Below are 12,003 nucleotides of genomic sequence, written 5' to 3'. Positions count from 1 at the left end.
TTTTAAACTGGTTCCTGAAAGAACAACGTGAAGAAGAGTACAAAGCCCGCCGCGCGCTGGAACTGTTTGAAGTTATTGGCGAAGAAGGTACCGGCAGATGGCAGATTGACAAACACGTTGGCGACATAAAATACGACAGCGAGGCGTAAGAAGCCCCCTCTAAACTGCGAAGCATTCATGAACACAATTAAAACAAACAATTGTGAATAATCTCCCCCTAAAGGGTGAAACTTTGATAAACTGCTTTAAAAGTTCCTTTGCCCATTGCAAGGGAACTTTTTTATTTTAGTTAATATTCAAAACACAAACATGACCAGAAATGATCAAAGAATTTTAATGGATAAAGCAATAAAGGAAATAACTATTCCTTTTTTAAGAGAGCAGGGTTTCAAAGGCTCGTTCCCGCACTTCAGAAGAACTAAAGAAGATAGGATAAATCTTTTAACATTTCAGTTTAGCCTTTCTTCATCTAAGTTTGTCGTCGAGATATCCAACTGTTCTGTTAATGGGATACTAACTACCTGGAATAAAGAAATTAAACCGGTAAAGTGTACTGCTCATGACATGAACCACAGACACAGAATGGGCTCTTTAATAAATAATACTGATTACTGGTTTGATTTCAGCAAAGAGTCAATATTTTCAAATATTTATAAAAAAAGAGCAAAGGAAATAATAGACTTATGGCACGAAGCCGAAAAATGGTGGCTGGAAAATCCTTATGAACAAAGGTTTGCCGTGCTTCCTCAAACTACCTAAGCTTAAATCAAATCCATCAGTTTCAATACGTCTTTAGGATGATATTCTTTTAACCAGGTGTTGCCAGGTTGTATACTGCATATGGGCGCGTATTTACAGCGGTCGGTACATTCGGTTTCAATCACCTCAATTTCTTCGGGGCCGTGATGGTGTTTAGCATATGATTTGGCAAGTTTATACATTTCCTTACCTCCCCTTTTTCCGCATTTGCTCCCGGTGCACACATACAGTACTTTATCCGGTATGGTAAACTTACCCATGATAATCTTTGCTTAATGATAAACTAAAACAAAGTTAACACAAATAAAATTCTATTTATGTCATTTACAGATCATTCAAATACCGAATTATTTACAAAACAAATGAATATCAGGAGGCACCTACAGTGCCTATTTGAGGTTCCTGTTGTGCTATAAACAGGTGACTCCTTTGGAGTTGAACTATAATTGTAAAGTTCCGGTGGAACTCCCTGTTTATAGTACTACCAAATGAATTTAATGGCTTCAGAGAAGCCTCCTGCTCTCAAAGCTATTTTTCCTGCTCAATCAAATAATCACCTATCAATTAGTTCAACCTTTTAAACTTCTGTTTTACAAAACCTGCGGCCTTGGTATACCCGCCTTCTGCCCCGTCAACAAAATGAATGTGACTATCTACCATATCCCGCACATAGCATGACATCACCGATTCACTACTTACATGAAAGCCATAAAAAAGTTCGCCCGCACTTTCCATCTGATCCAAAATCTCCTGCAGCTTTTTCCGTTGGGCAACAGTGCCAGATATTACCGTATTTATCTTGCCGTCAATCACCAATGTATCTGACATTTCAACCAGGCTATTGAGATACCTTTTACCTTTTTGGGTACTAAAATAAATATAGCCATACAGATTAATAAGCCAATTTCGCATCAGCCCAAAAACCTTCACCTTACCAAACCTAAGCTGCATCTCCTTCTCCAAACGATCAAATGTGGTTTTGAACTTCAATTTAGGTACCGATATAGGTTGCCTCAAGCGGGGTTCGCCATAAATCATATCCATATGATACATCACCTTTTTAAAAACCTCGGGCTGTTTACCTTCCTGCAAGGCCACCACCAATAAACTCAACACTTCATCATAACCGCCCGGAGGTGCAATCTTATCCCACCGGCACTGCATGCCGGTTAAATCAAGTTCTCCGATTGCTGTATCGTTATCGGTCAATTCATTTTCAGCTCCTTTAACTTTCTTTTCGGCAACACTTAAGCCGTTACCCAATACAACCGGGATAGGAAAAGTTTCTGAAAAACAGTATTTACATATTTTCAGTTGATAGCCCTCCTTATATATTTGATGAACATTTACTGCGCCCGCGCGCAATTCCAGCTCAAAATTTTCGAACGTATTATGTTTGTACAGCAACAGCGCTTTCATAACCTGCTCAATAATTACAAGCGGAACAATAAACGTGGCACCATCACCACCGAAAAAGAAAGGCACCATTATATTAGCCTTAAAAGCAATATTCAATACGGTTACAATACTGCCCGTAGCAATCAGGTTCACGTTTTCATGCTTACCGTTCTTTACCGCAAGGGTTGAGTTTTTGATATCGGTAACAACCACATGCCAGTCATGAGGGACATCATAAAACAACTCCTTTTTTTCAAAAAGATCCCTAAGCGGCATGTTGTTTACCGGTAAGTTGGTATAAAAAAGCTCGTTATTACTTAGCATAAAAAAATTTATTCCTCAACTTAATAAAAATAAGGCTATTAAGTTTTATGAATGAAAAAAATGTGTACATGGCTGTGCATCTGAAAGCTAAAATCTGCAAATTTGGTAATGTTCAAAAAATACGCTGCCTGCCTCATCATTATTCTTTTTACACTCTGGGGCTGTAACCCTGTTCCGGATAACCTTTACCGGGTAGTGAAAATAAAAGATGGTGATACCATTGGTTTACTCAGTAACGATCATCAGGAAATTACCGTTCGTTTGGCCGAGGTTGATTGTCCCGAAAAATCACAGGCATTTGGACAGGCAGCCAAAAAATTCACTTCCGACCTTTGTTTTGGTAAAGATGTTAAACTGGTTGGCAATACTAAAGACCGCTATGGCCGTACCATAGCCCTGGTTTTTTTAACCGATGGCACTAATGTAAACTATCAGCTGGTAAAAAATGGCTATGCCTGGCAGTACAAAGCCTACTCGCAAAGTGCCGAACTGGCCAGCCTGGAGCAGCAGGCCCGCGAAAACAAGATGGGTCTATGGCAGGATGCCAAGCCTACCCCACCCTGGGAGTTTCGGCGCGAAAAGCGGCCATCCAGTGCAGAGTATAAACCTACCAAAAAACATTACAGGAAGCACAAGCCGACACTTGAGTATACCTTTTAAAATATTAACTTTATAGCAATAACATTATTTATGAGGTTCATAAAAGCTTTTGTATCCATAGCCATTACACTGATATTGATATGGGCGTTGCAAACAAAATTTGGTCCTGTGCCGCCGATCGGTCGGTTTTTAAGTCCGGCCGATGGATTTTGGCAAAATGCCGAGAGCAAGCACATATTAACAACTACTCATTTAAAGCTTCCGGGCCTTAAGGGCAAGATTATCGTTAAATACGACGAGAACCGTATACCGCACATTTTTGCCGAAAACGAGCACGACCTGTACTACGCCCAGGGTTACATCACCGCTACTGACCGCCTCTGGCAAATGGATATTCAAACCCGCCAGGCAGCAGGCCGCTTAGCCGAAGTGCTTGGCCCACAATTACTGGAGGTTGACCGTTACCACCGCCGCATGGGCATGGTTTACGGGGCCGAAAAAACCTTAAAAGCCATGATGCAGGAGCCCGTTGTGCGCCAAATGATACTGGCTTATACCGAGGGCATTAACGCGTACATCCATCGCCTGCAACCGAGGGAGTATCCTATTGAGTTTAAAATGCTGGATTACGCTCCTGAAGAGTGGCAGCCCATTAACTGCGCATTTTTGCTCAAGCTCATGAGCGAAACACTGGCCGGTGGCTCAAACGAGTTTGCCATGAACAATATTTTAAAGCATTTTGGCCCGCAAACCACTAATGATCTTTTCCCGGATTATCCCATGCTGGAAGATCCCATCATTCCGATAGGTACCAAATGGGATTATTTTAAACCGCTCACTATTCCTAAACCATCCGCGGCATTTATGGCCCAGATGAATGATAGCGCCAGGCGCGTAACCAAAGCCGAAGGTATTGGCAGCAACAACTGGGCTGTGGCCGGCAGTAAAACAGCTAATGGTTACCCTATTTTGGCCAATGACCCTCACCTTGACCTTACCTTTCCTTCCATATGGTACCAGGTACAGCTTACCGCTCCATCGGTAAATGTTTACGGGGTATCGCTGCCGGGAGCACCAGCTATTATACTGGGCTTTAACAATAATATAAGCTGGGGCATTACAAATGTTGATGCCGATGTACTGGATTGGTACCAGATTAAATTTAAAGACAAAACTAAAACCGAGTATTGGTACAACAACCAATGGAACAAAACCAACCGCCGGGTTGAGATAATCAACATTCGCGGACAACAGCCTTTGTATGATACTGTTATTTATACTCATCATGGCCCGGTGGTTTATGAAAGTCAGGCAAAAAAGGGTGATGACCATGACTTTGTACCTGTTGGCGACGCGCTGCGCTGGATAGCGCACGATGGATCGGACGAGCTGATGACCATGTACATTTTAAACCGTGGTAAAAACTACGCGGATTACCGCAGGGCTTTAACCTATTTTAATGCCCCGGCATCAAACTTTGTGTTTGCCAGCAAGGATGATATAGCCATTACACCTAACGGAAAATATCCGCTGAAATATAAAGACCAGGGTAAATTTATACTGGATGGCACTGACCCTGCCGACGACTGGCACGGCTGGATCCCCTTTGACCAAAATCCAACGGTTAAAAATCCGCCGCGTGGTTTTGTAAGCTCGGCCAATCAATCATCAACAGACCCCACTTACCCGTATTATATCAATTGGTCGTTTGCGCCATATGAGCGCGGCAAACGCATTAACGACCGGCTTACCGCCATGCAGCACGCCACCATTGACAGTATGCGTGTATTGCAAACGGATACCTACAGCATTCGCGCGCAGGATATTTTGCCTACACTGTTAAAATATCTTGATGCCTCAAAGTTGGATGCCGGCCAGTTAGCCGCGCTGCATACGGTAAAAACCTGGGATAAAGATTACGCAGCCACCTCAATTGGGGCAACCGTGTTTAGTGCCTGGTGGCTTCAAGTTTATAATATGATATGGAACGATGATTTTGCTGACAAAAACATGCAGAAAAACTCCCCATCAACAGACAGGACGGAAAAACTTTTGATCAAAGAACCCGGTTCTAAATGGTTTGATAATATTAACACCCCACAAAAAGAAACCTGTACTGATATTGTTACCGGTGCCTTTAAAGCCGCTATTACCGACTTAACCAAAAAACACGGTAAGCCCGGCAAAAGCTGGCAATGGGGACAGGTTAAAAAAATGGAGGTAATGCACCTTACACAACAGGAGGCTTTTAGCTCTGGTAACTTCCCAACCGGTGGTACCGGTTCAACAGTGAATGCCCTTACCGGCGGGCATGGTCCGTCATGGCGTATGGTGGTGCAAATGGGGCCAACAGTAAAAGGCTACGGTATTTTACCCGGCGGCGAATCGGGTAACCCGGGCAGCTTTTTCTATAGCGACATGCTCAAAACATGGCAACAAGGCCAGCTAAAGGAATTACTGTTCCTGCAATCGCCGGAAGAAATGTCTGATCGAATTAAAACAACTTTGACGGTGGAGGATAATGGTATCAAGTAGTTAGTATCAAGTATCATGACTTTAAAAGCATAAAATACAGATACCTTCATACTAATTATTAAATTACTAATACCAAACACGAATATCTTGATACTTGATACTAATTACTTGGTACTAAAAAAATAAAGCTATGTTATTCCTAATCATACTCATATTATCATTTGCAAGCGGTTTCTTTTTGCCCTGGTGGGTAGTGGCTATAGCCGCGTTTTCGGCGGCATTCTTTGCGGGTAAAACCCCGGGGCAGGCATTCTGGTCGGGTTTTTCGGCGGTATTTATTGTATGGATTGTTTTGGCCTTGTTCAAAAGCATTCCCAATAACCATATACTGGCTACCAAGGTTGCCGAGTTGTTTCATTTACCCGGCTGGGGTTACCTGCTGCTCATCACCGGGATAATCGGAGGCCTGGTAAGTGGCTTCGCGGCTCTTTCAGGACTGTTTCTGCAAAAAGCATTTGAAAAACAAGAATAAAAAATGCCCGGACATCGCTGCCGGGCATTTCTATTTTAAAACAGTTCAGATGTTAAAAAGCGTCGATAGCGTCTTTTAACACTTTTACACCGTCGGTATTGTTTTTGTTTGATGCAAAAATATCCTGCGATGAACTCTTTTCACCATAAAAGTTGGCGCAGGCGGTTTTATCAATAGCCAGGTTTGAACCGTTAATGGTAATACCCGCAAATAAGCCGCGGCTGCGCGAGTATGAGTAAACTTCGGCCTGTAGTTTGTAATCGGTACTGGCTGTTGAGCTGCGGCCAACCGGTCCGGCAGCGGCAGATATATCGCCACCAATAGTAAAGTCGCCATTTTTAACTTTGGTTAACACACCCTTATGGTGAAATACCAATATCAGGTCAACAGATTGTACACCTATCTGCAAACCAAAGCTACCGCCTGTTAAGGTAACAAAAACGGGATCGCTCCATTTTCCATCTGCCAGTTTCACCATCGCAACGCCCCTGCCGCGTTTACCACCAATACCCAAACCGGCATTGATCAGTTTCGGGATAACCACAATACCCTCGCTCTGCTCCATCAGTTGGTGCGGAATGGTTTCTTTCATTTTAGCAAATTCCTTAAGCACGTTAGCTGCATTGTGAACGCGCTCGGTTTCCTTATCGGCATCCTTCGCCGATATCAGCACAAAAAACAAGCTGAGTATAAGCGGAAACCTTAAAAATTTTAATGTTTTCATGGGGTCAGTTTTAAAATAACTATATGTTGTGCATTACTAATTTAACAACCCCAAAAATGTACACTTGTTTTCACATATCATATAATAAAAACATCATATTATTAATGCGAGCTATAGATACTTATGTTGTGCAGAGAAATTGCTTTTAAAGCAGGAGGCACCTACGGAGCCTTTAAAATACTATTATACCCTTTTATAAACAGGTTGCTCCTTTGGAGCTATTATGTCTTTTTTATTTCGACTCCAATGGAGTCACGTGTTTATAGCATAAAAACATTTAGTAGAAGGCTCCGTAGGAGCCTCCCAATCATCGCTAAAGTTAAAAGCTATTTCCTGTACTGTTATGCCGATATTTGAAATCTGCCCCTGGTAATAACTATCTTTGCAAACAATGAACACACCGGATAAACAACGGATATTTTCTATCAGCAACCCTGCAGATTTTAACGCTACTGCACTGCAAATTTTTCAGCACCAGGCCAAAAACTGTGAGGTATACCATCAGTTTATTTCGGGCTTAAAAATTGATGCCGGCAAGATCAAAGCGATTGAGCAAATTCCATTTTTACCGATTGAGTTCTTTAAATCGCGCCGTGTGCTCAGTAGCCATGCTCATGCAGAGCTCACCTTTACCAGCTCGGGCACAACCGGTATAACTACCAGTAGCCATTATGTAACTGATAAAACCTGGTACGAGCAAAGTTTTAACGATGCCTTTAAACTATTTTACGGTGATATCAAAGACTACACTGTATTGGCCCTGCTACCCTCCTACCTGGAGCGCGAAGGTTCATCGCTTATTTATATGGTTCAGCACCTCATCAAAGAATCCGCGAACCCTGATAGCGGCTTCTTTTTATACAATCATGATGAACTTTATCATCAGCTTAAAAAACAGCAGCAAGCCCAAAAGCCAACCATTTTAATTGGGGTTACCTTTGGTTTGCTTGATTTTATGGAGAACTACCAGATCAACTTCCCCGAGCTCATCATCATGGAAACGGGCGGTATGAAAGGCCGCCGCAAAGAAATGATTCGCGAGGAACTGCACGCGGTTTTATGCGGCGGCTTTGGTGTAAAGGCCATCCATTCAGAATATGGGATGACCGAACTGCTATCGCAAGCCTACTCAACCGGCGATGGCATTTTTGTATGCCCGCCCTGGATGAAAATCATGATCCGCGATACTAACGACCCAATGAGCACGTTAGCCAATGGCAAAACAGGCGGTATTAATGTGATCGATCTGGCTAACATCAATTCCTGCTCGTTCATAGCCACGCAGGATCTGGGCAAAATGTACCCGAATGATTCATTTGAGGTTTTGGGCAGGTTTGACCAATCGGACATCAGGGGATGTAATTTGCTAATAGCATAACGAGAGTCAAGAGATAAGAACCAAGAGAAAAGATTTGGGAATCAGGATTTGGGAGACAAGAAATAAGAATCAAGAGACAAGACTTTATAACTGCAAAAAAGTCACTTTATCTTTTTCTTGATTCTTGACTCTTATCTCTTGCTCCTTTCTTATCGTTTCTTTTGAGAAAAAATATCTTGATTCTTGACTCTTATCTCTTGACTCTCCATAAACAATTATTGCTATTTTTGCACGCATCATAAATGCTAACACATGATTGAGAAATTTTTAAACGAGGAACAAGATCCTAAAGCAGTTGAAAAGGTTTATTCACGTTTGGTTGACCTTCTATCTTCCGGCGAGGAGATCATTTATATAGCGGTTCAGAAAAAGCCACTGGTAAACCTGTTTCCGGATTGCATAGCTATTACCAACAAGCGTGTATTGTTTTTCACCCCGGCCAACCTGGGTTTATCTATCAAGTTTGTTGATTTTGTTTGGAAAGATATTGTTGACGTACATACCAAAGAAGAAATTATAGGTGCCGTATTCAGCGTAAAAACCACTAACGGTGCTGAAATGGCAGTTGATTACCTACCTAAGGTTCAGGGTCGTAAATTATATCAATATGCCCAGGAACGTAAGGAAATTGAGCGCGAGGCACGCCGCCAGCGCGAATTGGAGCAAAAACGCGCCGAATCTGGTTCTATCCAGTTTGATAATCCATCCGCCCATGCCGCTACGGCTCAACAAGCTTATGCTGCGCCAGCTCCGGTAGTTACGCCGCCACCTGCTCCAGCTCCGGTTGCTCCGCCAGCACCCGCCCCGATAGTACAGGAAGCACCGAAACCTGATGAGCTTACCGAAAAATTAAAAAAGCTAAAAACGCTTTTTGATAATGGTTTGATATCGCAGGAAGAATATAATGCTAAAAAGCTTGATCTGCTGAGCGAGTTGTAAATATTTTAGAATTTTTAATAATTAAAAAGGGTCGGATCTTTTGATCCGCCCCTTTTTTGTTTTCATTTGTCATTGCGAGCGATAGCGTGGCAATCGCAAACTGCACAGAGAAACTTACATGATTCGCGATTGCTTCGTTCCTCGCAATGACAATTATTACGATATAAGTGTTATTGCTTACTCCGCAACAATCAAAAAGTAATTCTTTTTACCTTTCTGAACTACCAAAAACTTATTGTTGATCAGATGTTCGGTAGTGTAAACATCATCGGCAGTGGCAATTTTAACTTTATTAATAGCCGAGCCGCCGCCTTGTATCATTTTTTTGGCTTCACCTTTTGACGGAAAAACAGCCGATTTAACCGCCAGCAAGTCGGTAACATTAATGCCTTCTTGCAACTCTGTTAAAGCGATATTAAAGTTAGGCACACCGGCAAATAAGCCCAGCACCTCAGCATCGTTCAGTTCATTTAAAAACTCAATGCCCACGTTACCAAATAAAAACTCTGATGATTTAATGGCTTTTTCGTACTCGGCCTCGCCGTGTACACGTATGGTAATATCTTTAGCCAAAGCCTTTTGCAGTATACGGGTATGAGGTGCCGCATCATGCTCAACTTCCCAGGCCTCAATGGTTTCACGATCAAACAAGGTAAATATACGGATGTAGGCCTTAGCGTCAACATCGGTAGTGTTTAACCAAAACTGGTAAAACTGGTACGGCGATGTACGCTCGGCATCCAGCCAAACCGCGCCGCTTTCGGTTTTACCGAATTTAGTACCATCGGCTTTTTTAATAAGCTGGGTGGTTAAGGCAAAAGCTTCGCCGGCATCTTTACGTCGGATCAGTTCGGTACCGGTAACGATGTTTCCCCACTGGTCGCTGCCACCCATTTGTATGCTGCAGTTATGGTGTTTCCACAAATAGTAAAAATCGTAACCCTGTACCAACTGGTAAGTAAACTCGGTGAATGACATACCGGTTTCACCTTCCAAACGTTTCTTTACAGAGTCTTTGGCCATCATGTAGTTTACGGTGATATGCTTACCCACATCGCGGATAAAATCAAGGAAGGTAAAGCTTTTGAACCAATCGTAATTGTTTACCATCTCGGCACTATTGGCACCGCTATTAAAATCCAGGAATTTTTCCAATTGTTTTTGAACTGCTTCCAGGTTATGCTGCAAAACATCCTCTGAAAGCAAATTACGCTCCTGCGATTTTCCTGATGGGTCGCCCACCATACCGGTGGCACCGCCAACCAGGGCATAAGGTTTGTGACCGGCACGCTGAAAATGGATCAGCGTCATGATCTGGGTTAAGTGACCTACGTGCAACGAATCGGCAGTAGGGTCAAAACCTATATATCCCGAAGCCATACCTTTATTCAGCATTTCTTCGGTACCAGGCATTTCGGTATGCAGCATACCGCGCCAGCGTAATTCTTCAACAAAATTCATATGGATGTACTATTTCAAAAGCTGCAAATATAAGAGAATAATTGGCTGGGCTAAAGGTGATAATCGATTAACTAAAGGTAAAGTGAATTTCAAATAATTACTTATTTTTTGTACATTCATGAAAACGGGTTATTTTGCAGAAACAGCGCTTATGAATTTTTTATCGCATTATTACTTTGACCGGAACGTAAACAACTGCTACCATATATTAGGTACAGTGCTGCCCGATCTTTTAAAAAATGCGGATAAGACCATTGTGCTGCATCCCGAAAAGCTCCACCACAGCAATGATGACATTAATTGTATCATTGCCGGCTGGAACAAACACCTGGCGGTTGACCGCTACTTCCACTCATCAGATTTTTTCAATATCCATTCGCACCAGTTAAAAAAATTGCTGCTGCCGGCCATTGAAGGCTCGCCGGTAAAGCCATTTTTTTTAGGGCATGTAGCATTGGAGCTTATTATTGACAACCTGCTGCTTACCACCGGTAAAATACTGGTTGATGATTTTTACGCGCACCTGGATGGCTGCAAAACCGAAATAGTGGCCGAATTTTTAGCCTTTGCCGGATTAAAGGACGACAGCCGCTTTTTTAAGTTTTTTGACGACTTTAAAAGCAGCCAATACCTGCATACCTACGCCGAAACCCACCAAATAACTTATGCCTTAAAAAGGATTTGCATGCGCGTGTGGCAAAACCCGTTTACCCCGCAGCATGAGGAGCAGATGAATGGTATACTGGAAGGTTATCGCAGCCTGCTGCTGCCCGATTTCATGTCTATTTTTACAGAGATAGAGGCCAAACTTGATTGATATTTTTGTAACGTTTGTGTAAACTGATGGTTAAAACCCTGCGCAAACCTAAGCCATAAAGGTAAAAAGCGACTAAAACCTACCTATTTAGCTCAAAAAGGCTTAAATATCAGCAATTAACATTCAAAAATTCTTTTATTTAATAAAATTATATACCTACCTTTGCAGTCCCAATTAACAAATTGGGAAAAGGAGAAAAATTATTTAATGGCAAAAAAACAAGAAGCAGAAAAAGAATTAAAAGCGAAAGAAGCTGAACTGGGAACAGTTACCGCATCTGGCGAAAAAGAAACAATTGAATCAGAAGCTGATTCAATATCTATCGAAGAGATCAAATCAAAAATTGCAGCTACACCAAGCGAAGATTTCGACTGGGATGCTGACGACAAAAAATTTGGTAACTACAGCGATAGCGACCGTGAGAAATTCGAGAAAATGTATGATGGAACTTTCAGCTCTATCACCAAAGGCGAAATCATCACCGGTACAGTTGTTAATGTTAACAACAAAGATGTGGTACTGAACGTAGGATTTAAATCTGACGGTTTAGTTTCAGTATCAGAATTCCGTGATACACCTGATCTGAAGATCGGTGA

Annotated in this window: 12 protein-coding genes and 1 pseudogene; 9 read left to right on the top strand and 4 right to left on the bottom strand. The window is 42.2% G+C overall.

Features of this window, described 5'->3' with window-relative positions; genetic code table 11:
* Together AAGC65_RS21170 and AAGC65_RS21165 are read left to right on the top strand one after the other, a co-directional pair.
* Nucleotides 1–149, top strand: a pseudogene (locus AAGC65_RS21170) (ferritin); the annotation flags it as partial.
* A gap of 160 nt (nt 150–309) precedes the next feature.
* A complete protein-coding gene (locus AAGC65_RS21165; protein ID WP_343114455.1) occupies nt 310–759 on the top strand; it encodes a DUF4304 domain-containing protein in 450 nt (149 codons plus the stop codon).
* Nucleotides 760–761: 2 nt separating this feature from the next.
* Here AAGC65_RS21165 and AAGC65_RS21160 read toward each other — a convergent pair whose 3' ends face one another.
* Nucleotides 762–1,019 carry a (2Fe-2S) ferredoxin domain-containing protein gene (locus AAGC65_RS21160; protein WP_343114454.1) on the bottom strand — a complete coding sequence of 86 codons (258 nt, stop codon included), beginning with the start codon at nt 1,017–1,019 and terminating at the stop codon, nt 762–764.
* Between the two features lie 304 nt (nt 1,020–1,323).
* On the bottom strand, nt 1,324–2,481 hold the full coding sequence (locus AAGC65_RS21155; RefSeq protein ID WP_343114453.1) for a DUF3095 domain-containing protein: 1,158 nt from the start codon (nt 2,479–2,481) through the stop codon (nt 1,324–1,326).
* 108 nt (nt 2,482–2,589) lie between these two features.
* On the opposite strand from AAGC65_RS21155, the gene AAGC65_RS21150 reads away from it, so the two are divergent.
* The 3 genes from AAGC65_RS21150 to AAGC65_RS21140 all read left to right on the top strand — a co-directional run bounded on the left by AAGC65_RS21150 (nt 2,590) and on the right by AAGC65_RS21140 (nt 6,088).
* Nucleotides 2,590–3,141: a thermonuclease family protein gene (locus AAGC65_RS21150; protein WP_343114452.1), complete on the top strand. Its 552-nt coding sequence runs from the start codon at nt 2,590–2,592 to the stop codon at nt 3,139–3,141.
* A 30-nt stretch (nt 3,142–3,171) separates the two neighbouring features.
* Nucleotides 3,172–5,616: a penicillin acylase family protein gene (locus tag AAGC65_RS21145; protein WP_343114451.1), complete on the top strand. Its 2,445-nt coding sequence runs from the start codon at nt 3,172–3,174 to the stop codon at nt 5,614–5,616.
* Between the two features lie 130 nt (nt 5,617–5,746).
* Complete coding sequence (locus AAGC65_RS21140) at nt 5,747–6,088, top strand: hypothetical protein (RefSeq protein ID WP_343114450.1); 342 nt, start codon at nt 5,747–5,749, stop codon at nt 6,086–6,088.
* Between the two features lie 52 nt (nt 6,089–6,140).
* Here the strand turns inward: AAGC65_RS21140 and AAGC65_RS21135 are convergent, their stop codons facing one another.
* Nucleotides 6,141–6,812, bottom strand: coding sequence for a lipid-binding SYLF domain-containing protein (locus AAGC65_RS21135; protein WP_343114449.1), 672 nt, complete (start codon nt 6,810–6,812; stop codon nt 6,141–6,143).
* Nucleotides 6,813–7,203: 391 nt separating this feature from the next.
* Between AAGC65_RS21135 and AAGC65_RS21130 the strand changes: the two genes are divergently transcribed.
* Together AAGC65_RS21130 and AAGC65_RS21125 are read left to right on the top strand one after the other, a co-directional pair.
* On the top strand, nt 7,204–8,190 hold the full coding sequence (locus AAGC65_RS21130; protein WP_343114448.1) for an acyl transferase: 987 nt from the start codon (nt 7,204–7,206) through the stop codon (nt 8,188–8,190).
* Between the two features lie 252 nt (nt 8,191–8,442).
* On the top strand, nt 8,443–9,129 hold the full coding sequence (locus tag AAGC65_RS21125; RefSeq protein WP_343114447.1) for a PH domain-containing protein: 687 nt from the start codon (nt 8,443–8,445) through the stop codon (nt 9,127–9,129).
* Nucleotides 9,130–9,306: 177 nt separating this feature from the next.
* On the opposite strand, the gene tyrS is transcribed toward AAGC65_RS21125, so the two are convergent.
* A complete protein-coding gene (tyrS, locus tag AAGC65_RS21120) occupies nt 9,307–10,590 on the bottom strand; it encodes a tyrosine--tRNA ligase (RefSeq protein WP_343114446.1) in 1,284 nt (427 codons plus the stop codon).
* A 151-nt stretch (nt 10,591–10,741) separates the two neighbouring features.
* On the opposite strand from tyrS, the gene AAGC65_RS21115 reads away from it, so the two are divergent.
* Entirely contained in the window at nt 10,742–11,407 is a 666-nt protein-coding gene (locus tag AAGC65_RS21115) for a hypothetical protein (RefSeq protein WP_343114445.1), read from the top strand.
* A gap of 207 nt (nt 11,408–11,614) precedes the next feature.
* Nucleotides 11,615–12,003 (top strand): S1 RNA-binding domain-containing protein (locus AAGC65_RS21110; protein WP_343114444.1); only part of this gene is annotated, 389 nt, incomplete at its 3' end.

Source organism: Mucilaginibacter sp., from assembly GCF_039207105.1.
Taxonomy (GTDB): Bacteria; Bacteroidota; Bacteroidia; order Sphingobacteriales; family Sphingobacteriaceae; genus Mucilaginibacter.
This window is presented reverse-complemented; position numbering and strand designations above follow the sequence as displayed.

What these genes read in the sequence shown, in the direction of transcription:
- AAGC65_RS21150 (WP_343114452.1), top strand. Translation starts at nt 2,590, where the DNA reads ATGTTCAAAAAATACGCTGCCTGCCTCATCATTATTCTTTTTACACTC.
- AAGC65_RS21130 (WP_343114448.1), top strand. Translation starts at nt 7,204, where the DNA reads ATGAACACACCGGATAAACAACGGATATTTTCTATCAGCAACCCTGCA.
- AAGC65_RS21165 (WP_343114455.1), top strand. Translation starts at nt 310, where the DNA reads ATGACCAGAAATGATCAAAGAATTTTAATGGATAAAGCAATAAAGGAA.
- AAGC65_RS21125 (WP_343114447.1), top strand. Translation starts at nt 8,443, where the DNA reads ATGATTGAGAAATTTTTAAACGAGGAACAAGATCCTAAAGCAGTTGAA.
- AAGC65_RS21140 (WP_343114450.1), top strand. Translation starts at nt 5,747, where the DNA reads ATGTTATTCCTAATCATACTCATATTATCATTTGCAAGCGGTTTCTTT.
- AAGC65_RS21160 (WP_343114454.1), bottom strand. Translation starts at nt 1,019, where the DNA reads ATGGGTAAGTTTACCATACCGGATAAAGTACTGTATGTGTGCACCGGG.
- AAGC65_RS21155 (WP_343114453.1), bottom strand. Translation starts at nt 2,481, where the DNA reads ATGCTAAGTAATAACGAGCTTTTTTATACCAACTTACCGGTAAACAAC.
- AAGC65_RS21135 (WP_343114449.1), bottom strand. Translation starts at nt 6,812, where the DNA reads ATGAAAACATTAAAATTTTTAAGGTTTCCGCTTATACTCAGCTTGTTT.
- AAGC65_RS21145 (WP_343114451.1), top strand. Translation starts at nt 3,172, where the DNA reads ATGAGGTTCATAAAAGCTTTTGTATCCATAGCCATTACACTGATATTG.
- tyrS (WP_343114446.1), bottom strand. Translation starts at nt 10,590, where the DNA reads ATGAATTTTGTTGAAGAATTACGCTGGCGCGGTATGCTGCATACCGAA.
- AAGC65_RS21115 (WP_343114445.1), top strand. Translation starts at nt 10,742, where the DNA reads ATGAATTTTTTATCGCATTATTACTTTGACCGGAACGTAAACAACTGC.